The following is a 26,489-nucleotide window of genomic DNA, read 5'->3' on the forward strand; positions in this document are numbered from 1 at the left end:
CCTACAAGGTTACGACCCTTTCGTCCTCATCCTCCGGTTCCCGCGAGGAAGCGAGCAGAACGAACTCGGAGTCGAGGCGCACGGTCAGCGGCAGATTCATGAAGGCGGGCGAGGGCTCGGGAGCAGTCAGTCGGGTGCTTGCCAGCCGGGCACTGTGGCGTAGAGCCGGGTCGGCGCCGAGCCGTTCGGCCAGTGTGGAGAGCGCCGACCTGGCGGAGGCGGGCAAGCGCGCCGGATCCGCTGCGAGCAGCCCGGTGAGCAGGGCGGCCGCCTCGCGCCCGTACCAGAGGCCGTCCCTCCCGGTGCGCAGTCCGGCATTGAGCACTGACAGCGGACCGGCGAGTGAGGTGGCGGCCGGGGTGAACCAGTGACGTAACTCCGCCGCCTCCGGCTCCTCCGTGGCGCTGTTCGCGGACGTGGCCGGCGTACCGCTGGCATCGGCCAGGCCTACGCCGAGGCGGGCAAGCGCGTCCTCGTCGTCGACTTCAACCCGCAGGGCCACCTCAGCGAACAGCTCGGGGTCCCCCAGATCGAACCCAACCACGACAGCCTGGTCTCCCACATGTGCGGCGAGGGCAGCGGGGATCTGCGCGACCTCGTCGTGGTGATAGAGGATCCGCGGTTCGAGAAGCGCCTGCACGTCCTGCCCGCCTGCTTCGACGGGTTCCTCCTCGACGCGAAGATCGCCGTCGTGGCGACGCAGAAGCGCGGCTTCCAGAAGGAAGCGGCCCTCGAGCTGGCCCTGCGCCCCCTGGAAGCCGACTACGACGTCATCATCGTCGACTGCCCGCCCAGCCTCGGCATCGCCATGGACGCCGCCCTCTACTACGGGCGCCGGCGCCGCGGCGAACCCGCCAGCGTCTCCGGAGTCATCATCCCCGTGCTCGCCGAGGACTCCTCCGCCACCGCCTACGGCATGCTCGCCCAGCAGATCGAGGGCCTCTGCGAAGACCTCTCCCTCGAGATGGACTACCTCGGCCTGGTCGTCAACCTGTACGACTCCCGCCGCGGTTACGTCGCCACCTCGTCCCTGGACAACTGGAAGTCACTCGGCAACCCGAAGGTCCTCGCCGTCATCGGCGACCTGAAGGAGCAGCGCGAAGCGGTCCGCAAGCGGATGCCGCTGCTGTCCTACGTCCCCCACAGTGACCAGGCCGAAGCCATGCGGCAGGTAGCGAGGGGAGCCACCCGTTGAGCAAGGCGGACACCCTGGGATCGGCACCCGCGTTCGGCGCGGCCCGCGGCGCCCGGTCCTCCCGGCGCAACCTCATCGACAAGACCATCGCAGGCGAGGAGTCGACCACGGCGGCCATCACCGAGCTGCCGGTCACCCTCATCAGCGACAACCCCGACAACCCGCGCAACCATCTGCGCAACCTCGACGAGACGGTGCAGACCGTCCGCGAGGTCGGCATCATCATCCCCATCGCCGTGGCCACGGTCGACGCCTACCTGCGCAATCGGCCGGACCGCGCGGGCGACCTCGACGACGGAGCGCAGTACATCGTCGTCGACGGCCACCGCCGCCTCGAAGCCGCTCGCCGCGTCGGAATGGCCACCATCCCCGTCCGCGTCGACAACGGCCGGGTCGCCACCGACGAGACCCTCCTCGAGGCCGCGCTCGTCGCGAACTACCACCGCGACGACATGACGGACCTGGAGGAGGCCCACGCCCTCAAGACCCTGGTCGACTACTACGGCTCCCAGACCAAGGCGGCCAAACGGCTGGGCATCCCGCAGAACACCATCTCCAGCAAGCTGTCCCTTCTGAAGCTCACCCCCGAGCTCCAGAAGGACCTGGTGACCGGGGTGCGGAAGGTGGAGCACGTCCGCAACCTCGGCAAGCTGTCCCCCGAGGAGCAGAAGGCCAAAGCGGACGAACGGGCGGAGGCGGCTCGCAGGAAGGCGGAGGCCCGGGCGCAGCAGGTCGTCGAGCGCTCGGCAGGGCCCGCCAATTATCACGACGTGATAATCCCGAAGGCGCCTGCCAGCCCGGCCGCTTCGCCGGCCCCTGCGCCCCGGGCTGGCGCGGCCACGCCGCCCGCCCAGCGCGAGCAGCCTTCCGAGTCCGTCCCGGAACCGCGCACCAAAGCAGGAGAACCCAGGACAGCGAACGCAGAGGCAGCGCAGTCCAGGGAGCCGAAGCGGCTCCCCTACGACGACGCCTTCTACTGCGTGCACCATCTCCACCAGAAGATGAAGCCCGAGACGTTCGTCCAGGGGGCCCGGCTGTGGATGGACATCCTGCGGGAGCAGCACCCGGACGAGTACAAGGCCCTGCTGGCCGAGCTGGGAGCCCGGTAGCGGAGAGTTGCCCCTCGGCCCCGCTCTCCCCCACGGTGGTGAGCGGGGCCGTGCCGGGTGCTGCGAAGCGGGCAGCCGGAGGCGACGCGTCCGTCATGGAGTCGCTCGCGCGGGCGGGGCAGGCGGCCCGCTCGGACGGAGTGCTCGCGCAACGAGTCGACCGGCCTTCTCGCTCACCGTCCTCGCTTACCGCGACGCGCTCGGCGTGTACGACTGCGTCGTCGCGGGAGCCGATCCGTAACCGCCCGCCATCGGCAACGCCGTCATGCCGCTCTCGCTCGCCTTGGACCTGAGCAGCGGCACCGGCGTGCCGCTGGATCGGCCGCCCGGGCGGTGCGCGGAGCCGGCGGAGGGCTTACCGCACTGAGGGGTGCTGCGGCGCACCCCACGCCACCTTCGGCGAGACGCGGACCAGGTGGTGGTGGAGGCCCTGCAGTGGCCGCCGGTGCCGCTCGGGTTGCTGCGGGAGGCCCGGCCGTGGCGGACGTTCCGATGGTTCAAGGGGCAGCAGCACTACTCGGGCCCGTACTGGTCGGCCAACGTGAGCGCGGCACGGTCACAGGGCCCCAAGCTGTAGCTGTATATTGCAGAGTTTTCTCTGCAGAGAACCCTCTGCAGAGAAAACTCTGCAATATACGCTGGTGGCATGACCGACGAACCCGAACGCACACCAAGGCCCGCCCGGCGCATCGATGCGCGCAGCCTGCGAGGACTGGCCCATCCGCTACGGATGAACATCCTCGAACTGCTCGGTCTGGACGGCCCCGCCACCGCCACCGGGCTCGCCGAACGCCTCGGGGAGAACACCGGCACCATCAGCTGGCACCTGCGCCACCTCGCCGAGCACGGCTTCATCGAGGAAGAGACCGGACGGGGCACAAAACGCGAGCGTTGGTGGAGAAGGACCGGCGTCACGAACGAGCTGAACACCACAGATTTCCGCGACGATCCCGACATCCGGGGTGCGCTGTCGGTCTACCTGCACGAAATGGTGCAGCAGTACTTCAGCCGTGTCATGAAGTACATCAACGAGGACTGGGACGACAGGTGGCGGAGTGCCGGCACCGTCTCGGACTGGCGTGACCTGCGGATGACACCTCAGCAGCTCAAGGCGCTCAACGCGGAGCTGATGGGCGTCATCGCCCGCCACACCCCTGCCCCTGACGCTGCGCCCGACCCGGACGCGCTCCCTGTCGTCGTGCAGCTGCAGTCCTTTCCCCGCAAGGAACGTGGCACCGCATGAGCCGGGGCATACGCGGTGGCCTCCTGCGTCGCCACCGCGATTTCCGGCTGCTGTGGTGCGGCGAGACCGCCGGCAAGTTCGGCGCGTCCGTCACCGGGGTGGCGATGCCGCTGGTCGCCGTCTCCACCTTGCACGCCAGCACGTTCGAGGTCGGCCTGCTGAGCGCCGCCGCCTGGGCCCCTTGGCTGATCATCGGTCTCCCCGTCGGTGTCTGGGTGGACCGGCTGCGGCGCAGACCGATCATGCTGGCCGCCGCCGCGGTCTCCCTCTTACTCTTCGTCGGCGTCCCGGTCGCCGCATGGTTCGGCTGGTTGACTATCGGACTACTGCTGGCCGTCGCGCTGCTGACGGGCACGGCCGCCGTGTTCTTCCAGACCGCCTACAGCGCCTATCTCCCCAGCATCCTGGAACCCGATGACCAGCCCGAGGGCAACGCCAAACTGCACGGCAGCGCGTCCGCTGCGCAGATCGCCGGGCTCGGCTCCGGCGGCCTGATCGCACAGGTGGCAGGCGCCGTGAACGGAATGTTCGCCAACGCCGCGACATTCCTCGTCTCACTCCTCTGCCTGGCGGGCATCCAGCACCGCGAGCCACGCGTCACCAGAGCCGGACGCCGCCCCACAACACTGGTCAGCGAAGTCCGCGAAGGCCTGCGGCTGATCGCCGAAGACCCCTGGTTCCGCACACTGACGCTCTTCGGGGCCGCCTCCAACCTGGCCCTGATGGGATATCAGTCGATCCAGGTGGTCTTCCTGGTCCGGAGCGTCGGCCTGCCTCCCGGGCAGGTCGGCGCACTCATCGCGGCTACCAGCAGCGGAGGCGTCGCCGGGGCCTTCGTCGCACGCCGGGTCGCCGACCGGGTCGGCACGGCCCGCGCCACGCTGCTGTTCGAACTGGGTCTTGCGATGCTCGCTCTGCTCATCCCGCTGACCGTCGGCGGAGCCGGAATCCTGCTCTTCGTGACAGGCGGCTTCTGCGTCTGCGCAGGCGTCGTTGCAGGCAACGTCATCAAGGCCGGCTTCCAGCAACGCTACTGCCCGCCGGATCTCCTCGGCCGCCTCACCGCAAGCACAGCATTCCTCAGCTACGGGACGATCCCCCTCGGAGCACTGCTCGGCGGCGCGCTCGGAACCGCGCTCGGCATCCGCGCAGCAATGGCAATCACGACAGCGGGGATCCCGCTCGCCGCCCTGATCCTGTTCTTCTCCCCGATCCGGCGATGCCGCGACCTGCCGACGTCCCGCCGGCCAACGAGCAACTCCGAAGTCCCGCCGAATCCCGATGGCGAGCCAGCCCACCTCGTCAGTGACCACGAGCGTAGTCCCACTTGAGAGTGACGGCACCCAGATCAGCGGCCCTCCCTTCCCCGCCCCGCACGAGACAGGACACCGGGCCTGAAACGTGCACGAACGAGGAAGCAAGGGCGAAGTGCTCGTCGCCGTCACTCCCGTCGTGGCGCACATGCCCGAGGAGCGGCGTCACATCGCCCTGGACGAGAACGAGCTCGCCACGCTCATGGACGGGTTCTGGAGGACCGAGCGGTTCGACGCGCAGGGCCTGGCTGTGCTGCTGCTGGGCGGCCCGGAGGGGACGTTCACCGCCAAGGAGAAAGGACACCCCGAGCCGCGGCCCTGACCGTCCTCGGCGTAGGCGAGCCGCGCAGGCTCGGATCGACGTCCGCAACGAGGTCCCGGAGTCCGGCCGACCCCGGTCGTGCGACGTTCAATCAGGCATTCCCTCTTTGGGGTTCGTCGCGCCTGTCACCGTTGATTCCTCCTGCCCACCGCTTTACCTTCACTACCCGGTCAAGATCAAAGTCGAATGGACAAAGGTACGTCCCCTGCGGGAGCGTACGCGGCCGTCAGCCGTCAGCCGTCGGCCGCCGAAGACCGGGGGAGGGGCGGCATCCGATGGCCTGGATCACCGGGATCGTGGACGACGGGCAGGTCGAGTACCGCCTCACCGGCCATGCCGGCTGCTACGTCCGGCACGACGGCGAAGGCCCCAGCGGGCAGGCCGGACCGGATACCGGCGACCGGGTCGACCACCGCATGGACGCCGCCGAGGACGGCACGCTCGTGTGGATCGGGGAAGGCCTCACCGAAGTCGGCCAGACCCCCGGCACAGTCCTGGACGAGGCGGGCAGGCAGGCCGCACGGGCCCTGACCAAGGGCGCCCATCCCCTCACCGGCGAGCAGCTGGTGCGCCCCGAGCTGCGCGCGCACCCGCGTACCAAACTGACCGGCGCCCGGCTCGTGGAGGCGATCGAGGCGGCGGCCGAGGCCGCCGGGTGCGAGCCCGTCGGCCTGTTCGCCGGCAAGCCCAAGCAGGCGGAGAAGTGGGCGACGCTCGTGCGGATGGTGCACCGGAAGGGGGAGCGGCACCGGCTGCAGATCGACTCCCTGCACCGCCTCGCCCGCGCGGCCGGGCTCGCCCTGGAGGACGTCTACGACGCCGAAGAGCTCGCCGATGCCCGCGCCCACGAGGGCGAGCGGGTCGGCGTCCGCATCCGCGCCTACGACCTCGTCGCCGACCTGCCCAAGAGCGACTCCACCCTGTGGGCACTGCTCCCCGAGCGCCACGAGAAGGAGTTCCGCGCCCTGGTCCACCGGGCCAAACGGGAGGCCTTCGCCGAGCTGGAGCAGTGGATCGGCTACGGCCTGGCGGGCGAGAACGGCGAGCTGCGCCGCATCGCCACCGGCGGACTGCTCGGCTGGAGCGTCGAGCACCGGTCCGCCCGCCCGGTCGACGACACCCCCGGCGATCCCCGCCTGCACGTGCACATCGTGATCGTCAACATGGCCCGCTGCGAGGACGGCCGGTGGCGGGCCATCGCCAACGGCGGCATGGACCTGCACCGGCACGCCAAGGCTTTCGACGCCCTGTTCAAGGCACGCGTGCGGGCGCTGGCCCACGAGGGGTTCGGTGTGCGTCACGCCCGCTCACCGCGCACCGGCGCCTGGGAGGTCGAGGGCATCCCGGAGCCGCTGCGCGACCACTACTCCCGCCGCGCCGCCCAGGTCGACGTCCTCGCGGGCGCCGACGCCGGCCGCGGGGAGAAGCTGCGGGTGTCGGCCAGGACCCGGCACGCCAAGCACGACACCGGCGTCATCGACCTGCACGCCACCTGGCGCCGGCGCGCCGAGGGCCTCGGCCACGACGTCGACGCGATGGTCGCGGCAGCCGCCCCCGGGCCGCCCGGCCCCGACGGGCCGCTCGTCCTGGCCGGGCCCGACGGTCCGCGCACCCCGTCGCCCGGGCGGATCGCCGCCGAGGTGTTCGGCCCGGAAGGCGGGCTGACCGCGTTCGACAAGGAGTTCAGCAAGGCCCAGCTGCTCGCCCGGGTCGCGGACGCCTGCCCGATCGGCCTGGAGGCGGCCGAGCCGGAAGCCCTGGCGGAGCGGGTGCTCGCGGTCGAGGGGTACGCCCAGGCGCTGCCGCCGCACGGCTCGCAGCTGATGGCGCACGCCGAGCGCTACACCACCCGCGGCATCCTCCGGGCCGAGCGGACCATCGTGGATCAGGCACGGGCCCGATACGCCGACGGTTCCGCCCGCCTGAGCGCGGATCAGGCGGCGGCCGCTCTCTCCGTGTTCGAGGTGGCCGCCGGGTTCCCCCTCACCGCCGGGCAACGGCGCGTGGTGGAACGGCTGCTGACGGCCGGACACGGCGTGGACGCCGTCGTCGGCGTGGCCGGATCGGGCAGGACGAGCCTGATGGAGGCCTGTCGGATCGGCTGGGACGGGGTCGGCCTGACGTACGCCGGCGCCTCCCCGTCGGCGGTCGCCGCACAGAACCTGTACGAGGAGGCCGGCATCCCCTCCCGCGCCGTCGCCGCCTGGCTGCAGCGCATCCACGACGGCGACGGACTCACCGGCATCGACGTCCTGGTCCTGGACGAGGCGGCGATGACCGACGACCGGTCCACGGCCGCGCTGCTCACCGACGCCGCCCGCACCGGCACCAAGGTCATCGCGGTCGGCGACCCGCAGCAACTGCAGGTCGTCGGCCCCGGCGGCGGCTTCGCCGAGGTGCACCGCCTGGTCGGCGGCGAGACGCTCACGGTCAACCGGCGCCAGAAGGAAGCGGGCGAGCGGGCCGCGCTGGAGGCCTGGCGCACCGGTGCCCGCGAGCAGGCTCTGGACCTGCTGGCCGACCGCGGCCGTATCCACGCCGCCGACAACGCCGACGACGCCCGCCGCTCCGTCCTCACCGCCTGGAACGAGGCCCGCGCCCGCTACGGCGACGCGTACGACATGCTCGACAATCTGGTGGTGCAGGCGGCCCGCAACCACGACGCCGCCCTGCTGAACGCCGGTGCGCAGGCTCTGCGTCGGGCGGCCGGCGAACTCGGCCGCGCCCACCGCTACGCCCTGCCCGGCGGCGACCACCTCACCCTGGCCGTCGGCGACGTCGTCCGGGTACGCGCCGACCACCACCGCTCCCGCCGCGGCGCCGGCCCCGACGTCCTCAACGACTACCGCGCCGTCGTCACCGACATCGCCGACGACCACCGGGTACAGATCACCTGGCGGCGCAGGAACGGCGACGGCACGACCCGCACCGGCCAGGCTTGGCTCGACCTCGGTCAGGTCACCGCCGGGGCCCTCTCCTTGGGGTACGCGATGACCATCGCCGCATCCCAGGGCCTGACCACCGACACCGCCCTCGTGTACGGGCTGGGCGCGAACGCCCACGCCCTCCACCCCGGCATCACCCGTGCCCGCACGGCCAACCACGTGTGGCTGCCCACCGCCGCCCTGGAGGACCCGGAGACCCGGGCCCGGCTCGGCGACCCCCGCGACGAGACCGAGCTCCTGGAACGCGCCCTGCAGGCGTACACCGCGCTGCTGCGCCAGGACCGCGCCGACGCCATGGTCAGCGACCGGCTGCGCGCCGCCCCCGAGCCGGTCGTCCTGCCGGCGCCCGCGGTCGACGAGCCCGCCTTCCCAGCCTGGGACGACCGTGATACCCGTCCGTACGGAGCACTGCCCACCGCCCAGCTCGAAGCCCGGCTGGCGAAGGTATTGCGGGCGGCCGCGGCCACCGAGCACGCTGCCGAGACGCAGGCCGGCCAGGCCCGGGAACTGGAGGCTGCTGCGGCGGAGGAGCCCAGTGCCGGTCAGCGCACCGCCCGGGCCGTGGCCGCCATCCTCGCGGCGGCCGACCGGCTCGCCGCCCGGGCCCAGCAGGAGGACGACATCGCGCGCCGCGCCGCGGCCACCGCCGCACAGGCCGAAGGAGCCAGGGAAAAGGCCGAGGCGGCCTTCGGCCGCGGCCGGATCGCCCTGCGGCTGGCCGACACCTCTCGCGCCGAACAGCAGGCCCTGCTCGCCCAGTACACGCGGCAGCTCGCCGAAGCACGCGAGGAACAGCAACGTGCCGAACGTGCCGCCGCCGCTGCCCGCCGACAGGCTTGGCAGACGCTGCACACCTCCCCGTACGCCGAGACCCTCCGCGCCCACGAAGCGCTCGGCGAGGCCCCTGACGACCCGGCGATCATGCGGCAGCGGTTCGCCGCGGTGCACGCCCACCTGTCCACGCTGGCCATGCAGATCAACACGACCCGCGCCGAAGCCGCCCAGCACGCCCGCCGCGAGGCCGCCGCGCTGCGCACCAGGGCCCGCGATCTGCGCACGGTCGCCGAGCAACTCCAGGCCGAGCAGCAACTGCGCCGGCACATCAGCGCCCAGGCTCCGCAGCGGCACGCGGCCGACGAGGCGGCCCGCACCGCCGCGCCGCAGCAGGAGCAGCGCCCGGGCGCGCTGAGCGCCCAGCAGACCCGCGAACCGGCCCGGCACCTGCAACCGGGCAGCGGCGTCCGCACCGGGATGTGACCGAAGACCGGACAAGCTCATACCCCCGTGCCCGCAGGTCCGTTGAAGACCGGGGAGACCGCCTCGGACGGCTGTCGTCGCGAGCTCACTGCCCACCGGGCCGCCGTGCCCGCACGCCGGGTGAATCCCGGCAACGCGGAGGCCAGAAAAGGGTAGACGAGGAAGATCCGAGAACTCAGCCGCCGCACCTTCCCGATCTCGAACCGGACTTCGACGGCAGACCGGCTCGGCTCGATGCTGCCAGTGCCGAGTGCCGAGTGTCGACGGGAGACCGAAGCGTCCCATGCTGCCGCGCTGCGCCATGCCCGAGCCGAGCCCTCCCAGCTCGGAGGGCTGACCGGAGTGTCGGGCTGGCGCATCCCTGCTGAGGGAGGCGCCAGCCCGAGAGCATCCCCGCGGGTATGGGGAGCAGGCCCTGGTGGAGTTCGCCCGGACCTACGGCCTGGGAACATCCCCGCGGGCGCAGGGAGCAGCGCCTCGGCCAGCTGCTGGCGCGGCACCGCCGGGGACCATCCCCGCGGGCGCAGGGAGCAGATGCTCATCCAAAGCTTCGGCGGCGACGGCGTGGGACCATCCCCGCGGGTGCGGGGAGCAGCGCCTCCAGTGCGGCGAGGAGTTCGATCCTGCGGGACCATCCCCGCGGGTGCGGGGAGCAGCCACGGGTTCCCCCTTGTGCGTGAAAAGGCAGGGGACCATCCCCGCGGGTGCGGGGAACAGTGCAGAAGGCCCTGGATGATCTGCGGCTGGTAGGGACCATCCCCGCGGGTGCGGGGAACAGGCCGACTCCCTGGGGGACGTGCCCGGCCCGAAGGGACCATCCCCGCGGGTGCGGGGAGCAGATCAGCTCCCGCACCGCGCGGTAGTCGACGACGGGACCATCCCCGCGGGTGCGGGGAGCAGCCATCGGCGAGGGCGCCGACATCGGCCAGGTGGGGACCATCCCCGCGGGTGCGGGGAGCAGTCGGTTGCCCCCATCAGCGGCTCGCCATCCTTGGGACCATCCCCGCGGGTGCGGGGAGCAGTTCGCGATCGCTGCGGGGCCAGCCGGTCCGCCGGGACCATCCCCGCGGGTGCGGGGAGCAGCTCGCGCAGCCCGGTCGCGACGACGGCGCCCCGGGACCATCCCCGCGGGTGCGGGGAGCAGGCCAGGTCGACCTGCTTGGTGGTCGGGGCGGTGGGACCATCCCCGCGGGTGCGGGGAGCAGTCAATGGAGGTGTCGTTGTTCTGCGGCAGGGAGGGACCATCCCCGCGGGTGCGGGGAGCAGACGATCTCGATGAAGGTCGAGGGAATCCTGCCGGGACCATCCCCGCGGGTGCGGGGAGCAGGCGCCGGGGGCGGCGCGGGTATGCCGGGGGCAGGGACCATCCCCGCGGGTGCGGGGAGCAGGGCCGGCGTCGAGCGCCGCCGTCCACCACCTCGGGACCATCCCCGCGGGTGCGGGGAGCAGCGTCCTCCCGCGAGGTGTTCCTTGGTCGCGGGGGGACCATCCCCGCGGGTGCGGGGAGCAGACCCGCGCGTACGAGCGCGGGCTCAGGCGGTGGGGACCATCCCCGCAGGTGCGGGGAGCAGTTTGTGCTCAGTTTGGCGTCAAACTGCGCTCAGGGACCATCCCCGCAGGTGCGGGGAGCAGGCGGCGCGTGCCATCCGGGCGAGCGTCGACAGGGGACCATCCCCGCAGGTGCGGGGAGCAGCTCCCGCTCCTCGATCCGCTCCTGCACGCGCCGGGACCATCCCCGCAGGTGCGGGGAGCAGCGGACCGCGCGCTGGTAGAGCCGCACACCCCAAGGACCATCCCCGCAGGTGCGGGGAGCAGACCGCCGGGCCGCGTCGATTTCCTGCTGGGGGGGGACCATCCCCGCAGGTGCGGGGAGCAGGATGCGCTCCAGCAGCATTCCGCGCTGGGCAAGGGACCATCCCCGCAGGTGCGGGGAGCAGACGTCCTGCTCTTCTTCTTCCCCTCCGCAGCCGGGACCATCCCCGCAGGTGCGGGGAGCAGGGAACCCGTAGCGTCGTCTGGCGCCGGCACGGGGGACCATCCCCGCAGGTGCGGGGAGCAGCTCCCGGCGGACGGCTGTGAAGCTGAGAGCGAGGGACCATCCCCGCAGGTGCGGGGAGCAGAGCCCCATCGAGACGCCGGACATGGCGTCCACGGGACCATCCCCGCAGGTGCGGGGAGCAGCCGGCGGTGGCGCGGCGGCCGGCGAGGCGGACGGGACCATCCCCGCAGGTGCGGGGAGCAGGGCTACGACACCGCTGACGTTGACGGTGGCGGGGGACCATCCCCGCAGGTGCGGGGAGCAGGCCGCCGACCTGATCGCGTCCGGGTGGCCGCTGGGACCATCCCCGCAGGTGCGGGGAGCAGTCCGGGTCCCGCGCCTCGTAGGGAACATGCAGGGGACCATCCCCGCAGGTGCGGGGAGCAGAACGTCTTCAGCGCGCGGAAGTGCTGGTGTGCGGGACCATCCCCGCAGGTGCGGGGAGCAGCCCAGGACACCATGTCCTGCTTTCCGATGACGAGGACCATCCCCGCAGGTGCGGGGAGCAGTTCGGTCTTTGCCGAAGTGCCCAATAGTGCCAAGGACCATCCCCGCAGGTGCGGGGAGCAGCGCAGGCCCCGCCACACGGCGGGGCCTGCTGCGGGACCATCCCCGCAGGTGCGGGGAGCAGTAGTACGAGGACGACATGTGCACCGGCGTGCCGGGACCATCCCCGCAGGTGCGGGGAGCAGACCGGGTGGTCGACGGGCTGGGTCGCTGCCCGGGGACCATCCCCGCAGGTGCGGGGAGCAGGATGGACCCGGTACCCGCCGCGCCCGCCGGCCGGGACCATCCCCGCAGGTGCGGGGAGCAGATCCCGTCAGGGCTGGCGTCGCTGCCGTACAGGGGACCATCCCCGCAGGTGCGGGGAGCAGCCTGCGGCAGACGATCGGCGGCAGCATCGCCCGGGACCATCCCCGCAGGTGCGGGGAGCAGAGCTTCCGCCGACCGAGCGCGAGCGCGGCCACGGGACCATCCCCGCAGGTGCGGGGAGCAGGGATCCGCTACCGGAAGGTCCGCCGCCGCGTTGGGACCATCCCCGCAGGTGCGGGGAGCAGGGCGCGGACGAGTCCGCGGAGGACTTCGACCCGGGACCATCCCCGCAGGTGCGGGGAGCAGATGAGCAGCAGCCGCAGGAACGCGTCCGACGGGGGACCATCCCCGCAGGTGCGGGGAGCAGCTCGCCGGGATCTGCAGCTCGCTGCGTCCCCCGGGACCATCCCCGCAGGTGCGGGGAGCAGGTCTACAGCTGCAACCCCCGGTGTGGGTATGCGGGACCATCCCCGCAGGTGCGGGGAGCAGACTGCTTGACTCACGCCTATCCCTCAGACATGGGGACCATCCCCGCAGGTGCGGGGAGCAGGCGTTTCGTCCTTCCGGCGGTTCGGGTGGTCAGGGACCATCCCCGCAGGTGCGGGGAGCAGACTGGATGACCTGCAGCTTTACTGGCGTCGGGGGCGGTTTCCGAGTACTTTCTCTGATTCCGGCAAATGAGGCGTAAGGGGGCAGGTGTGCATCAGCCCCTCCCGAAGCGTCGGCGTTTGGCAGCCCTGCTCCAGCCTGATGGGGGTCCGTTCCGGGGAGCCGAGCCGGGAGCGGAAGCGGGAGCGTTCGGGTCGGGGCGGCGGATCAGGGTGACGCCCTCGTGGTCGGTCGGGTGCCAGGCGTGGTCGTGGGTGCGGAAGGTGAAGCCCTGCTCGTTGTTCGTGGTGTGGGCCAGCAGGGCGCGGCCCTGTCCCGCGTACTGCTGGACCTCCTCCCAGAGCACGTCGCGGATCCGGGCCGAGGGGTTGCCCACGAACACGCCGGCGGAGATCTCCAGCAGCCAGCGCGTGAGGAAGCCGCGTAGTCCGGCGGGGCAGTTGGTGAGGACGATGACGGTCACCAGAGCTCGTCTCCGTAGTCCTCGGGGCCGTCGTGGTTGATGCCGGAGGCGACATGGTGGCCGTGGTCGCTCTGGAGCGTGACGACGTCCCGGTCGCCGCCGGGGTCGCTGGAGCCGGCCGTCTCCGGCAGCAGGAGGCGTTTGATGTCGTCGACGCACCGGTTCAGCAGGGACGTCTCGTTGATGCGGTCCCGCAGTGCGCGGCGGGTGCGGGGGCCGACGTCCTCCTCGTCCTGTGCGGCCACGTCGAAGGCGAGCGGGATGCCGATCTCCGTCTTGTAGAGGTCGGCGACGTCCAGGACGAAGGACAGTTCGTGGCCGGAGTGGACGAAGCCGAGGGCCGGGCTGCATCCCAGGGAGGTGACGACGGCGTGGGCGATGCCGTACATGCACTGGGCGGCGGCGGTGACGGCCTGGTTGACGGCGTCACCGCTGGTGAAGTCGCCGGGGGTGTAGCGGCGGCCCCGCCAGGGGACGCCGGTGCGGGCGGCCTGGGCGCGGTAGCAGTCCTTGACCCGTCGACCCTCACGGCCGAGGAGCTCGTGCCGGGTGAGGCCGGCCGGTTCCTCGTCCGGGAAGCGCAGCCGGTACATCTCGCGTGCCACGGCGAGGCGGCTGCGCGGGTTGGCCCACTGCCGGGCCTGGGCTTCCATGAGGGCGGAGGAGCGGCTGAGGGCGCGGCCGGAGGCGTAGTAGCGCACGCCGTGTTCGCCGACCCAGCAGACCGCCGCGCCGGTCTCGCCCAGCACGCTCATGGCCTGGTGGGTGACGCGGGTTCCGGGGCCGAGGAGGAGGGTGCCGATGGTCGCCGAGGGGATGTGGGTGGTGCCCTCCGCGTCCTGGGCGGTGATGGCGTTGGCGTCGCGGTGGACCGTGCAGCGTTCCAGGTAGACGAAGGAGAGGCGTTCGTCGGTGCGGGTGAGCTGGCGGGGAGTGAGTGCCGGGCGCCGGGAGACCGTGCTCACGGCGCCTGCCGGCCGGGCTGGGCGAGGGGGGCCAGGGTGAGGAGGCCGCAGCCGTAGGCACGGGCCCGGCCGATGCCCTGGGTGAGGGCGCGGCGCAGGGCGTCGGGGGCGGTGACCTCCAGCCGCCCTTCGAAGGTGACGGTGACGACGGTGACCGGCTTGTCCCGACGGCCGCCGGAGCCGCGGGACTTGTCGAAGGAGAGGGACCGCGTGTCCCGTACGGCCAGCTCGTACCGGTCGCCGGGGTGGGGGCGCTTGTGGTGGGTGGTGCCCTCGGGCAGGAGCCGCCGGTCGGCCGGTTTCTCGCAGACGCGGAAGCCGAGGCGTTTTTGGCGTTCCTCGTCGAGCAGCCAGCCCATCTGGTGGACGGGTGTGAGGTGAGCGGTGAGCTTGCGGGGTTCGCCCTCCTTGCGGCGGATGGTGTGCACGGGGTTCGCGGTCAGGCGGAACGCCCAGTGGTCGCCGGCGGTCAGCCGGTCGAGGAGCGGGGCGTAGGGCCGGGTCTGCCAGCCGGGGTTCTCGGGGCCGGCGACGGCGGGCCATCCGGCCTGCTCGACCAGGTGCGTCAGGTCGGGACGGTCGGGGCTGACGACGTACAGCAGCACCTCGGCGCGGGCCTGCTGGTCCAGGCGCCACAGCACGCGTGGTGCGTCGGGCGCCGGGCTGTCGGAGGGCAGGATGTGCGGGAAGGACGACATGACGGCCGCGTGCATGGCCTGAGGCGAGGACAGGAGGCGGCGGGCGCCGGGCCGCGCGGTGTTGACGCGGAAGCGGGTGATGAACATCAGGCGCTCTCATCCTCCAGGACGTCGAGGGCGGTGAACGGATCGTGCGCGTCCTCCCGCGGGCCGCCGCCGCCCGACGGGATCGGAGTGGGCACGGGGGCGGTGACGACGGTGCGCAGCGCGTGCCGCCGGTGGGCGGCGTCGAAGCTGACCGGCTGGTCGCGCAGGACGTCCGCCGCTGCGGCGGGCTCGTCGGCGGCCGTCTCGCGCAGCACGGTCAGGGTCTGCGGGGCCCGGTGGCGCCTTCGGTACCAGGCGGAGGCCTGCCAGGGCACGCCCGCCAGTACGTCCTCCAGGCGGGCGTCCTCGTACAGGCCGAGGTCGACCGGTTCGGAGGGCGGGCACGAACGCCGGCCGAGGTAGGGCGGGTAGACCGGGGCGCGCAGGGCGTCGCGCAGACCGGTGAGCAGGGCGTGGTCGCCCTCGACGGCGGCGACGAAGACGGCGTCGGCGAGGTAGAACCGCTCGGACAGCGGCATGGACGCGCCGGTGACGCCGTGGTGGGCGGTGTGGAAGTCCCGGATGCGGGTGCCGGGCTGGTCGATGCGGACCCCGAACCGGAGTGCCGCCAGGGGGGCGAGGCGCGCGTCGTCGCCGCGCTCGATGCCGGCCGCCGCGGCGAGCAGGCCGACGACGCCGCTCTTGGTCGGGGCCGATTCGGTGGTGCGGCGGGTGAAACGGGAGGAGGCCCCCCAGGACTGCAGGGGGCCTGCCAGGCGGAGGACGAGCACGCCGGTGCGGCTCATGCGGGCTTCTCCAGGCGCTCGGCGACGGCCTGGCCGACGGCGGCGGCGAGCTCGCGCAGCGTGCCGGTCTCGGTGCCGAGACCGGCGAGCTTCTGCGTGGCGGGGCCGACGCGCAGGACCCAGGTGAGGGTGGTCTCGGGGTCGCCGTAGGCACGTTCGACATCGGAGGCGTAGGCGGCGAGCCGGTCGGCGGCCTCGCGCAGGTGCCCGCCGCCGTCGCTGCGGACCGGGTCCTCGAAGGCGGCGACGCAGCTGATCGGCCGGGTGGTGCGGAGCTTGACGACGACGGCGTCGGGCTCGGTGTGGTGCCCGAAGGTGTTGATCTTCCCGGTGGGCAGGGAGGAGACGAAGGCCTGCACGAACGCCTCGACGGCGCGGCGTACCGGCTCGGTGCGCGGTTCGTCGTCGCGCAGGCCCTGGCCGAGGTTGGCGGCGAGCTGGTGCACGCCGAGGGCGGCGTAGCGGTAGAGGGTCGCGGAGTTGAAGTCGACGGTGCCGATCATTCCGGCGCCGGTCTCCTCGTCGGTGTTCTCGTCGTCGACGGCCGTGTAGTAGTCGGACTCGTTGTCGACCCGGTGGACGCTGAGGGCGTGCGCCACCTGCACGGCGGCGTCGACGTTGATGTCGGCGACGTCGGCGACCATCCGGCCGAACAGGGCGATGTCCACGGAGTGACGGGTGTCCGCGAGCTCCTTGGCCCGGGCCTTGTTCTCCTTGGTCTTCAAGAACGCCGTGATGTCGGCGGCGCCCTCGAGGGCAAGGCGGGCCAGGCCGTCGAGCTGGCGGGAGCTGAGGAAGACCAGGTACTTGCTTTCGGGCGCGGGGACGGGACCGCCGTCCTTCTTCGCCTGCTCGGCCTTCCGCTTGGGGACCTCGGTCCTGAAGCCCGCGGCCTTGACCGTCTCGTCGGCGAGCCTGAGCGCCGGCTCCCCTTCGACGGACGCGTCGAGCCCGGTGATCCGGTCGGCCAGGAGCTCCACGACCTTCTTGGTCCGCACGCCCAGTTCGGCGGGGTCGAGCAGGTGCTCGTCCCTGAAGCAGGTGCGGATGGCCCGCTTCCACGCCTGGCTGGAGACACGGGCGCGGGGAACCCCGCCGTAGACGGCCGTCTTGGGCGCGCCCGTGTCGTCCCGGTTGAGGTTGCTGGGCGGAACGGTCTGCAGGGCGTGCACGTCCAGGAAGATGCGGTTCACGAGGCGTCCTTGTCGGTGTCCGGGGTGGTGTTCTCGTCCGAGGCCGGCCGGGTCCGCCGCAGCTCGTGGAAGGAGCGGCCCCACCGGCGGCGGACGGCGGCGGGCCCGTCGGGCCACTGCCAGAGGTAGAGCTGGCCGGCGAGGAGGGCGTAGTCGAGCGGGACGTCCTCACGGCGCAGCAGGGCGACGATGTCGCGCAGGCGCTGGGTCAAGGTGACGAGGTCGGGGGCGGTGCCCGCGCGGACCAGGCGCTTGCGGACGGGTTCGTCGACGCCGTCGGCCGGCATCAGGCGCCGGACCGCCGCGCCCAGGCCGCCCGGCCGCTCACGGGTGTGCCGACGGTGCATGGGGACGCCGCGGGCCTGCTGGTGGAACGCCCACAGGGTGAGGGCCGCGTGCAGCGCGTTCTCGGCACGCACCACCTCCTGCTCGCTCAACGGCCGCGCCCCCTCGGCCGGAGTGTGCAGCGGATCGGTGTCGATCAGGTTCCACAGGTCGGGCGTCTCGCCCGCCTCGCGGCCCGCACCGCGGCGCAGGCGGGCCAGAGCGGCCACGGCCTGGGACCTGTCCTTGAGATACCCCTCCTGCCAGGGGCCGATGTGCGCGGCGGCGAGCTCCGCGACCCGCTGGTGAACCGGGACCGCGACGGGCGGGGCTGACGCGGATGCGGATGCGGTGGTCATACGTGCACCTCCGGGGCGGTCGCGGTGTGATCGGCTTCCGGCAGGCCGGCGGGCCCCGACCCGGGCGGACCGTCGCCGGCCGGGGCGGAACTTTCATCTGATCCCGGGGGTTCCGGGGAGGCGGAGGGACCGGGGTCTCCCAGCGCCCTGGCCAGCCGCCCCCGGAACCACACGTCGGCCAGGCCCGCGTTCAGCCAGTGGGTGCCGCCCTTGGTGTCGGTGTGGACCCGCCCCTCCCAGGCCGCGTCGCCCGCGGCGCCGATGAGACGGTCACCGAGACGGCCCACCGTCTGCCGCACCCGGCGCTGCCAGGTGTTCCGGTGCTCGAAGGGATCGGGAGCCTCCGCCATGGCGGCCAGCCAGCCGCGGTACGGATGGTCCAGCGCGTCGAACCCCTCGGCACGGGCCGCGGACCTCGGCCCTTCCTGCTCGGCTCCGGTCGCCCGGGCCAGGTCGGCCGCGAGGTCCCCCAGGACCCGCACCGCCCGGTCGGCGTCCTCGGCCGCGGCGATGGCCTGCCGGGCGTAGGTGGGGTCCTGCCCGTGCAGCAGGACGAGCGGCATCAGCAGCCGATCGTCGACGACCTCGTCGACCACCGACTGCTGGGTCCCGTACCTGACGCCCACCACCCGGGCACGGACGAGGAAACGGCGGGAGAGACGGCCTTCGGTCACCAGCCGGGCGACCCATTCGAGGATCCGCGGACGCAGACGCGAGGGTGCCTCGGCGCCGCCGGTCTCCTCCAGCCGGTCGGCCAGGAGCGCGGCGATGCCCCGCCAGGCCGAGCGGGCCGGATCGTGTTCCAAGGGCAGGTACACGGGTGACCGCCCCAGCTTCTTCTCCTGCGCGGGACTGCGCCGCCACGCCGTCATCGGCTCACGGCCGTGCATGTTCCGCCAGGCGAGCGGATCGCCGTAGCCGAGGACGACACCGTGGACGCCGTCCGCGTCGTGGTGCAGCCGCACCCGGCGCGACTGCCAGGTGTACAGGTCGCGGGGGCCGGTCGCGGCACGCCCGTCGGAACCCGGCCCGCACGGCTCACGACGCCAGGCCGGCCGGTCCTCGGGAGAGAACTCGAGTCCCTCGGTGTCCGCCGCCACCAGATTGAGCAGCAGGGTCTCGCGCAGTGTGCCGCCCTCCACGAAGACACCGCCCAGCCCGCCCGCCCAGCCGGTGCCCAGCGGGTACACCTTGCCGCCCTTGACCCGGTCGTCGCCGGCCATGCCGGTCTTGATACCGGAGGTGTCGTAGGCGTGGACGTGGACGGTCCAGCGGGCGGCCTCCGCGAAGGCCAGCCGCTCCACGTCCGGCATCCGCGCGCTGAAGAACGGCTCCCCGGCGGGCACGTCGGCCACGATCCGGTTGAGGGAGAAGACCTCGTCCTTCGCCGTGCGCAGCCCCGCGGTCTGCAGGAACGGCGTGACCGGGTGCAGAAGGTCGAACCGCTCACGGTGCTCCTCCAGATACGCCTGGACGGGGGCGAAGCAGTCCGGGTCCTCCCACAGCTCCGCCCACTCCTCGATGTCGCCGGGGCCGTCCAGGGCATCGTGCGCGACAGCCAGGAGGAGACGGACCAGGGCGAACTCCTGGGTGGCCAGATCGCCCACGACGCGCCGCAACTCGTCGGCCTGGGCGAAGACCTGGCACAGCGACAGCTCGTCCTGGGAACCGTCGCACCGCAGCACCTGGATCCACGGCCGGCCGGTCAGGTCGAAGGACAGCGCCTCACCCGCACCCGCACCGGCACCGGCACCGGCACCGGCACCGGCACCGGGGAATAACTCAGTCGTCTTCGTCACGGGTCACCTCGAGGCCGTCTTCAGGGCTGTACCGGAGCGAGAATCCTGCCAGCCGGGTCTGACAGTCCTCGTCCAGAGCGAGAATCAGCTGGTCGGAGAGCCAAGGGCTGTCCTTGCCCTGCCAGTCAGGCAGGTACAACTGCTCCAGCTCCTCGATGGCCCGGTCCATGCTCTCGCCGGAGAACTGCAGGGGAAGCCGCAGTCCGCAGCTCGCGGCCGTACGGGCCGCGAACCGCGTCGGCGTCGCGTCCTGCGGCAGTTCGAGGTCGGCGCGCTGCCGGTTCCTGCGGTCCGGCTTGAGCCACGGCAGGGTGGCGAGGCTTCCGTCACCGCGCCGCTGCACGACGACGACCTCCAGGCTGTCCCGGCTGTCGCGGACCTGGGCACGCCCGGTAGGGGTGTCATCCGTGTCCCCCACACCGGCGGCGACCCAGCCGAACAGCGGCCGCCCCGGCTTGCCGACGTCCCCCAGACGGAACACGGCGGCGCGCTCGGCCTGGTCGTCGCGGCGCCGCTCGAACTGCTCGCGCGCCTCCTTCATCGCGTCCTGCCAATGGTCCGGCCCGACCGGTGCCTCCCCGTACGCGCTCTGCACGAGAGGACTGATGTCCGCCGGGAGCCGCACCGGTCGCCGGGGCCCGCCGTCGAGATGGGGGAGGAGCACCGCGGCCGACCGCAGCAGGGCGTACCGCCCGTACACGGCGACCGATCCGCGCACCGGGGCGGGTACGTCCGTCGTCCAGTCGGCTCCCGTCACCAGGCAGCGTGCCGTCCGTAAGGGCTCGGGCCGCTCCTTCTGGCCCTGTCCGCGCCGGTGGCGGTGCAGGCGGCCCATGCGCTGCAGGAGCAGGTCGACGGGGCACAGGTCGCTGACCAGCAGGTCGAAGTCGACGTCCAGGGACTGCTCGGCGACCTGGCTGGCCACCACGATGTGCCGGCCCGTGGGCCGCTCGTCCGTCTTCTCCGGAGGCCCGAAGAGCTGGAGCAGTGCGCTGTCCTTGTCGGCCCGGTCGAGGTCGACGAAGCAGGAGTGGGCGACGGTCACGTTCTCGGCGCCGAACCTGGCGCGCAACGCACCAGCCGTCTCCAGTACCCGTTTGACCGTGTTGCGGATGACCAGGACGCACCCGCCGTCGGCCAGCTCGCCCTCCAGCCGGTCGGCGAGGACGTCCAGGTCGTCGGCGAGGCGCTCCACCTGGACGGTCGTCGACCGGGCCGACGGCTGCGGGCGGCGGACCAGCGGGGCGCCGCCCGCAGCGACGGCGGTCAGCAGTGGGTACGCGTCCGATGCGGCCGTGTCCCCGTGGGCGAGCGCATCGGCCCGGCCGGAGTACGCCGCGACGAGTTCACGCCTGCGCGAGGCCGGCAGCGTCGCGGACAGCACCACCACCGGGACCCGGTACGCACCCAGCCAGGACAGCACCCGGTCCAGGTACACACTCATGTACGTGTCGTAGGCGTGCGCCTCGTCAATGACGACGACCTTCCCGGCGACGGCGAGGTGCCGCAGCGCCAGGTGCCTGCTCTTCAACCCGGCAAACAGCAACTGGTCGACGGTACCCGCCACGAACGAGGCCAGCATGGCCTTCTTGCGGCCCCGTAACCAGGCATGCGCCACGAGTTCGGCACCCGCGCGATGCCGCTCGTCCCGCTGCCGCCGAGGCGCGGGCGCCGCTTCGTCCACGTCGACGGCCACGACCCGTCCCGTGCGGGCCATCAAGCCGGCGAAGTCGTCGTTGAGAGCGGCTTTGGAATGGGCCAGCTGCACCGAGCGGCGCGAGCCCGCCACCCCCGGCAACCGGTCCAGCCAGCCGAGCAGACGGGGGAACATCGCGTTGCCGGTGGCCATGGTGGGCAGGGCGAAGAACACCCCTCCCGCACCCGAGCGCGCCGCGAAGATCTCGGCCACGGCGAGCGCTGCCTCCGTCTTCCCCTCGCCCATCGGCGCCTCGACGATCATCAGACCGGGCGTCTCCATCTCCCGGGCGAGTTCCACGGCCGCTTCCTGGACGGGGCGTGTCTCCGCTCCCGCCGGCAGCTCGAACCGCGAGGTGAACAGCTCCTGAGCACTTCCCTCCGGTTCCTCGGCCCGCCAAGGGCCCGGCAGGTCCAGTCCCCGCCGGGCCGCGGCGAGACGCTCCTGGCCGTCGCGGGACGCACCATCGGGAAAATACGGGAAGAGGTCCGGGTTGCTGGCGATCCAGTCGGAGACGATGACCAGCGCGGTCAGCAGCACCTGCACCGGCTGCGGCAGCCTGACCGTCCGCCATCCCCCCAGCCGTTCGGCCACACCGAAACACTCGGCGCAGGCGTCCAGCAGCTCGGTCTGCACCTGCCGCCAGACACGACTGCTCGCACCAGGGGTGCGCAGCAACTCCTCACGCTCGTACAGGGCCTTGATCTGGCCGTGCTCGGGCGGCACACCATGATGTCCGCCCACGGCAACCGTGAACTGCCCGGTCCGGGCGGACGCCCACCCGTGCCGCTCCTCCAGCCATTCCCCCAGCAGCACCTGCCCGGCCAGACCGTGCGGCGCGATCCGGCGGTCCGGCCCCATCGCCCTCGCCGAACGCATCTCCAGCCCCTGGCCGCGCATCGCGTCGGCGAGCTGATCGACCTGACAGGCGAACGCCGGGGTGGCCTTACCGATGTCGTGCACACCGGCGAGCCATACGGCGAGGGCACGCGCGTCCGCCTCACCCTGCGGCAACGCCTCGGCCACCAGCCTGCGCACCCCGACGGGCAGCCACCGGTCCCACAACAGGCCGGCCACCGCGGCACTGTCCTCCATGTGCCGCCACAACGGCAGCCAACCGTCGGTGTCCCGGTCATGCTTGGCCCACACCGACCGAGCCGGCTCCCCGAGCCGGACCAACATGCCGGAACGACGGCTCCCCCCACTACTCATGGAGGATTGATACAGGCAGAGCCCAACTCCGCACACCAAAATGGGCAAACAGAAGCATTCACGAGAAGACAGCATCCGCACGACGTACGATGATCGGCTCATCGTCGATCCATCGAGAAGCACCTACGAAGCCAGGATGCGCCTTATGGCCCATTTGCCGGAATCTGCAAAAGTCATCCACAGCGCGTCCCTGCCGCAATAAACCTGCAGGTCAGACAGTCTGCTCCCCGCACCCGCGGGGATGGTCCCGGGTCGGCGCACTCGCCCGGCTGGTTGGCGTTCTGCTCCCCGCACCCGCGGGGATGGTCCCTACTTCGAGCAGCTCAAGACGCCGTTCGTCGTCTGCTCCCCGCACCCGCGGGGATGGTCCCAGGGCCTATAAGGAGCTGGAGAGCTGGGGATACTGCTCCCCGCACCCGCGGGGATGGTCCCTCCGTTGACTGGCGCACCGCGTGCGGCCTGAGCTGCTCCCCGCACCCGCGGGGATGGTCCCCGGATACGCGGCGGCTGGCGGCCCCTTGGAAACTGCTCCCCGCACCCGCGGGGATGGTCCCTCGTCGAGCGTCGCCTCGTCAGGGTTGAGGAACTGCTCCCCGCACCCGCGGGGATGGTCCCGACTGGCCGATGACGGGGTGCTGATGGTGTCCCTGCTCCCCGCACCCGCGGGGATGGTCCCGCACCGAGAACCGGCCCAAGCCGATCCCGCCCCTGCTCCCCGCACCCGCGGGGATGGTCCCGGTGCCCCAGGATCCGGGCTCGTGTTCCCCCCCTGCTCCCCGCACCCGCGGGGATGGTCCCTACGCAGGACAGGCCGGCCTGAAGAGAGAGCCCTGCTCCCCGCACCCGCGGGGATGGTCCCGGGCCCAAGAGACGGCCCGGAAGCACGCGGACCTGCTCCCCGCACCCGCGGGGATGGTCCCAACATCATCCGGGTGTTGGGGGTGGCGCAGGCCTGCTCCCCGCACCCGCGGGGATGGTCCCCTCACCGCACTCGATTGCCGCGTAGGTTCCATCTGCTCCCCGCACCCGCGGGGATGGTCCCAGCGTCCTGCTGATCCAGCCAGGCCCCTCCCACTGCTCCCCGCACCCGCGGGGATGGTCCCTCAGCCCGGAGTTTTCCGACGGCGCCCCGGAGCTGCTCCCCGCACCCGCGGGGATGGTCCCGCTCGGGTCGAGGATGGCGGGCGAACCTCGCCCTGCTCCCCGCACCCGCGGGGATGGTCCCCGTGGGCGCGAGATTGGGAGCGGACGGCCCGGCTGCTCCCCGCACCCGCGGGGATGGTCCCGTCACGGCAACGCCGACCGCGGAGCCTTCGTCCTGCTCCCCGCACCCGCGGGGATGGTCCCCTCGTGACGTCCTGCGAGCCGTGCAACAGCGGCTGCTCCCCGCACCCGCGGGGATGGTCCCGTCACCGACATCACCCCGCCCGGCCTGGAGCGCTGCTCCCCGCACCCGCGGGGATGGTCCCTTCTGGGGCCGTATCCAGATCGGCCCCGACGTCTGCTCCCCGCACCCGCGGGGATGGTCCCAGGTTCTTGGAGTCCCAGAACATCGAGATGTCCTGCTCCCCGCACCCGCGGGGATGGTCCCACGTACCGGCCCGTCCCCCGCCCGTGGGACGACTGCTCCCCGCACCCGCGGGGATGGTCCCCCGTTGCGATGCGTACGACCATATACCGGTCGCTGCTCCCCGCACCCGCGGGGATGGTCCCGCCGACGTCATGAGGGTGACCCGGCTGGACCACTGTTCCCCGCACCCGCGGGGATGGTCCCTGGCCGGCGCCCCCCGCAGGCGCGACCGTCAGCTGCTCCCCGCACCCGCGGGGATGGTCCCCGCTCATTCGGATCACGACGGTGTGCGCACATTTGCTCCCCGCACCCGCGGGGATGGTCCCCCGTGGTCGAGGGGCATGCTGCGGCCGACGGTCTGCTCCCCGCACCCGCGGGGATGGTCCCCCGTGGTCGAGGGGCATGCTGCGGCCGACGGTCTGCTCCCCGCACCCGCGGGGATGGTCCCCAGCTCTTGATGTGTTCGAGGGCTTCGCCGCACTGCTCCCCGCACCCGCGGGGATGGTCCCGACACCTTCAACAACCTGGTGGTGCGGGAGTTCTGCTCCCCGTACCCGCGGGGATGGTCCCCAGGCCCCGCCGGACAGCGCACCTTCCATGAACTGCTCCCCGCACCCGCGGGGATGGTCCCGTCGCCCGGGCCGAGGAGTCCCCGCGTAGCAGCTGCTCCCCGCACCCGCGGGGATGGTCCCTCGTGCGCGCTGTGCAGGATCAGCTGCTCGCCCTGCTCCCCGCACCCGCGGGGATGGTCCCAAGATGCCTCCCGAGAAGTACGAGGAGCACTTCTGCTCCCCGCACCCGCGGGGATGGTCCCTCCACGTCCGCGATGAACGTCGTGGACGAGGTCTGCTCCCCGCACCCGCAGGGATGCTCCCAGGGCGGGCAGGGTAGCGGGCAGGGTGTAGGTCTGCTCCCCGCACCCGCGGGGATGGTCCCGACCTCTTGGGGCCACCCGAGCGCGGCCCCGGCTGCTCCCCGCACCCGCGGGGATGGTCCCGAGGTGCACATCGTCGGCGGCACCAACACGAACTGCTCCCCGTGCCTGCGGGGATGGTCCCTCAACAGCGAACAGCACGACCTCCCGGCCTCTCCGCTTCCCGCACCCGCGGGGATGGTCCCGTGCCGATCCCCGGCTGCGTCTCTGCCACTCCCTGCTCCCCGCACCTGCGGGGATGGCCCCCGTAGAGGGTAGTTAACGCATGCGTCAACTTACCTAGGAAAGAAACCCTCAGCTCACGCCGACGCCCTCGCACCCTCAGGAGAGGGGCGAGGGCGCCTACGTCGCTACCTACGGCCAGTACAACTTGACGTCCTCGGCAGCCACCCGCGGCCGAATCACCGTTGGCGGCTGCACTGTGTACCCCAAAGTCCGTAGCACCTCCGCGGCGGCCTCCGGCGCATCACGGACCGCCGACATCAACTGGATCTCCCGCCAGTTCCGCAGACGGTCATCGATCACCTTCCGCCAACCCGGCGCCGTCTCGATCGCGAACTCCCGCTTCATGAACAACAGGACATCCTCAAGCGCCGGCCGCATCCGATGCCCGCCCACCGGCAAGTGCATCTCCGACAACCGCGGCAGCTTCCGTCGCTTGAACCCCTGCTTGGGTCTCCCGGCGTCAGCGAGACGCAGCAGGTACGCCATCTCGTCCCGGTGGGCGTGCACCTGAATGTGCGCACCCGGCGGCTCCTTGCTGTTCCGCACGTACTCGAAGCGGATCAGCGGATCCGGGATCCCCACGTAGTGGAGGTGGATGTCCGCCTGGTCCGTCGCTAAGAAGGTGCTGCTGCCGTCCCAGCAGCAGAAGTAGCGGGCTCGGAGACTCAGTACCGGTTCATCGTTGATCGAGACAGGGATTCGCAGTTCCCTCTCGTCCGCCGCTATCGGCGAGACACGAACACGCGTCCCCGTGTTCAGGGCAGCGAAACGCGGGGTGTCCTCACCTAGGACACCCCGCGTCAAAGAAGTAAGATCATCCGCGAACGCGGCTGCTAACTCGTCGAGCTTCGACGTCCCCTCGGCATTCACCGTCGAGAAGGTAGTCGATCCCCTCGATCGTGTGCCACACGTCCAGCTCATCCATCGACAGGCTGTACACCTCGGCCCGATCGCGCAGCTGCTCGTAGGACATGCCGACCTCGGCGAGCAGCCTGGCACGCTGCTCGCGTAACTCCTCCGGCGTCTTATGGATCACCGTCGTCATAGCGAACCCCCAGTTCGTTGCTGACTGCCAGTCAAGCACCACCGACTGACATCCAGTCGGGCACCCCGCAGACACAGCATCCGAGAGAGTGAAGCCCACTGAAGTGGTACCCGCAAGACCACGGGCAGATGCGCTGGTGGCAGCGTCAAAGCGGCATCCTTAGGCAGCTTCAACCTCATTAACCCATATGGGTTCTCCGTATTGGCCGGTCATCTGCCGGCGGGCTGGCAGGTGACCGGCTGGCGACGATTCGCTGGCCGGTTCACGACCTTGCCGACAAGTCGCTCCCACTCCACCCTTTCAAGGTCGTTAGTGACCGCAAGGGGGAA

At 72.0% G+C, this 26,489-nt stretch carries 16 protein-coding genes, 1 pseudogene and 2 CRISPR repeat arrays; of the genes and pseudogenes, 7 read left to right on the forward strand and 10 right to left on the reverse strand.

The window, feature by feature from the left end; all coding sequences use genetic code 11:
* Positions 1–427 precede the first annotated feature (427 nt).
* The 7 genes and pseudogenes from AB0L29_RS26460 to mobF all read left to right on the forward strand — a co-directional run.
* A pseudogene (locus AB0L29_RS26460) lies at positions 428–1,195 on the forward strand (ParA family protein); the annotation flags it as partial.
* Complete coding sequence (locus AB0L29_RS26465; protein ID WP_365830264.1) at positions 1,192–2,304, forward strand: ParB/RepB/Spo0J family partition protein; 1,113 nt, start codon at positions 1,192–1,194, stop codon at positions 2,302–2,304. The pseudogene AB0L29_RS26460 and the gene AB0L29_RS26465, both read left to right, overlap by 4 nt.
* A gap of 418 nt (positions 2,305–2,722) precedes the next feature.
* The gene (locus AB0L29_RS26470; RefSeq protein WP_365830265.1) at positions 2,723–2,881 is read left to right on the forward strand and encodes a hypothetical protein; all 159 of its coding nucleotides are present in this window, start codon (positions 2,723–2,725) and stop codon (positions 2,879–2,881) included.
* Between the two features lie 69 nt (positions 2,882–2,950).
* A complete protein-coding gene (locus tag AB0L29_RS26475) occupies positions 2,951–3,547 on the forward strand; it encodes a helix-turn-helix domain-containing protein (protein ID WP_365830266.1) in 597 nt (198 codons plus the stop codon).
* Positions 3,544–4,878: an MFS transporter gene (locus AB0L29_RS26480; RefSeq protein ID WP_365830267.1), complete on the forward strand. Its 1,335-nt coding sequence runs from the start codon at positions 3,544–3,546 to the stop codon at positions 4,876–4,878. Before AB0L29_RS26475 ends, AB0L29_RS26480 begins: the two co-directional genes overlap by 4 nt.
* Positions 4,879–4,948: 70 nt before the next feature.
* Positions 4,949–5,182, forward strand: coding sequence for a hypothetical protein (locus AB0L29_RS26485; protein WP_365830268.1), 234 nt, complete (start codon positions 4,949–4,951; stop codon positions 5,180–5,182).
* Positions 5,183–5,457: 275 nt separating this feature from the next.
* Positions 5,458–9,384 carry a MobF family relaxase gene (mobF, locus tag AB0L29_RS26490; protein ID WP_365830269.1) on the forward strand — a complete coding sequence of 1,309 codons (3,927 nt, stop codon included), beginning with the start codon at positions 5,458–5,460 and terminating at the stop codon, positions 9,382–9,384.
* A gap of 383 nt (positions 9,385–9,767) precedes the next feature.
* Positions 9,768–12,846: direct repeats of the CRISPR family, unit length 29 nt; unit sequence GGGACCATCCCCGCAGGTGCGGGGAGCAG.
* Between the two features lie 92 nt (positions 12,847–12,938).
* Here the strand turns inward: mobF and cas2e are convergent.
* The 10 genes from cas2e to AB0L29_RS26540 all read right to left on the reverse strand — a co-directional run bounded on the left by cas2e (position 12,939) and on the right by AB0L29_RS26540 (position 26,160).
* Positions 12,939–13,307 (reverse strand): type I-E CRISPR-associated endoribonuclease Cas2e, encoded by a 369-nt coding sequence (cas2e, locus tag AB0L29_RS26495; protein WP_365830271.1) that lies wholly within the window; start codon positions 13,305–13,307, stop codon positions 12,939–12,941.
* Entirely contained in the window at positions 13,304–14,272 is a 969-nt protein-coding gene (cas1e, locus tag AB0L29_RS26500) for a type I-E CRISPR-associated endonuclease Cas1e (RefSeq protein WP_365830272.1), read from the reverse strand. The genes cas2e and cas1e overlap by 4 nt, the downstream gene beginning before the upstream one ends.
* Complete coding sequence (cas6e, locus tag AB0L29_RS26505; RefSeq protein WP_365830273.1) at positions 14,269–15,057, reverse strand: type I-E CRISPR-associated protein Cas6/Cse3/CasE; 789 nt, start codon at positions 15,055–15,057, stop codon at positions 14,269–14,271. The genes cas1e and cas6e overlap by 4 nt, the downstream gene beginning before the upstream one ends.
* On the reverse strand, positions 15,057–15,803 hold the full coding sequence (gene cas5e, locus AB0L29_RS26510) for a type I-E CRISPR-associated protein Cas5/CasD (protein WP_365830274.1): 747 nt from the start codon (positions 15,801–15,803) through the stop codon (positions 15,057–15,059). Before cas5e ends, cas6e begins: the two co-directional genes overlap by 1 nt.
* Positions 15,800–16,996 (reverse strand): type I-E CRISPR-associated protein Cas7/Cse4/CasC, encoded by a 1,197-nt coding sequence (gene cas7e / locus AB0L29_RS26515; protein ID WP_365830275.1) that lies wholly within the window; start codon positions 16,994–16,996, stop codon positions 15,800–15,802. The genes cas5e and cas7e overlap by 4 nt, the downstream gene beginning before the upstream one ends.
* Positions 16,993–17,679, reverse strand: coding sequence for a type I-E CRISPR-associated protein Cse2/CasB (casB, locus tag AB0L29_RS26520; RefSeq protein WP_365830276.1), 687 nt, complete (start codon positions 17,677–17,679; stop codon positions 16,993–16,995). The genes cas7e and casB overlap by 4 nt, the downstream gene beginning before the upstream one ends.
* The gene (gene casA, locus AB0L29_RS26525; protein ID WP_365830338.1) at positions 17,676–19,364 is read right to left on the reverse strand and encodes a type I-E CRISPR-associated protein Cse1/CasA; all 1,689 of its coding nucleotides are present in this window, start codon (positions 19,362–19,364) and stop codon (positions 17,676–17,678) included. Before casA ends, casB begins: the two co-directional genes overlap by 4 nt.
* A gap of 97 nt (positions 19,365–19,461) precedes the next feature.
* Entirely contained in the window at positions 19,462–22,269 is a 2,808-nt protein-coding gene (gene cas3 / locus AB0L29_RS26530; protein ID WP_365830339.1) for a CRISPR-associated helicase Cas3', read from the reverse strand.
* 337 nt (positions 22,270–22,606) lie between these two features.
* Positions 22,607–25,136: direct repeats of the CRISPR family, unit length 29 nt; unit sequence CTGCTCCCCGCACCCGCGGGGATGGTCCC.
* Positions 25,137–25,244: 108 nt separating this feature from the next.
* Positions 25,245–25,985, reverse strand: coding sequence for a hypothetical protein (locus tag AB0L29_RS26535; RefSeq protein WP_365830277.1), 741 nt, complete (start codon positions 25,983–25,985; stop codon positions 25,245–25,247).
* Positions 25,930–26,160 carry a hypothetical protein gene (locus tag AB0L29_RS26540; protein WP_365830278.1) on the reverse strand — a complete coding sequence of 77 codons (231 nt, stop codon included), beginning with the start codon at positions 26,158–26,160 and terminating at the stop codon, positions 25,930–25,932. Before AB0L29_RS26540 ends, AB0L29_RS26535 begins: the two co-directional genes overlap by 56 nt.
* Between the last annotated feature and the right edge of the window lie 329 nt (positions 26,161–26,489).

It is taken from the genome of Streptomyces sp. NPDC052701 (genome assembly GCF_040678355.1).
GTDB lineage: Bacteria > Actinomycetota > Actinomycetes > Streptomycetales > Streptomycetaceae > Streptomyces.

Bases quoted from the DNA above. Each gene is read 5' to 3' on its own strand.
- AB0L29_RS26475 (WP_365830266.1), top strand. From the start codon at position 2,951: ATGACCGACGAACCCGAACGCACACCAAGGCCCGCCCGGCGCATCGAT.
- AB0L29_RS26480 (WP_365830267.1), top strand. From the start codon at position 3,544: ATGAGCCGGGGCATACGCGGTGGCCTCCTGCGTCGCCACCGCGATTTC.
- mobF (WP_365830269.1), top strand. From the start codon at position 5,458: ATGGCCTGGATCACCGGGATCGTGGACGACGGGCAGGTCGAGTACCGC.
- cas6e (WP_365830273.1), bottom strand. From the start codon at position 15,057: ATGTTCATCACCCGCTTCCGCGTCAACACCGCGCGGCCCGGCGCCCGC.
- cas5e (WP_365830274.1), bottom strand. From the start codon at position 15,803: ATGAGCCGCACCGGCGTGCTCGTCCTCCGCCTGGCAGGCCCCCTGCAG.
- casB (WP_365830276.1), bottom strand. From the start codon at position 17,679: ATGACCACCGCATCCGCATCCGCGTCAGCCCCGCCCGTCGCGGTCCCG.
- cas3 (WP_365830339.1), bottom strand. From the start codon at position 22,269: ATGGAGGACAGTGCCGCGGTGGCCGGCCTGTTGTGGGACCGGTGGCTG.
- AB0L29_RS26540 (WP_365830278.1), bottom strand. From the start codon at position 26,160: ATGACGACGGTGATCCATAAGACGCCGGAGGAGTTACGCGAGCAGCGT.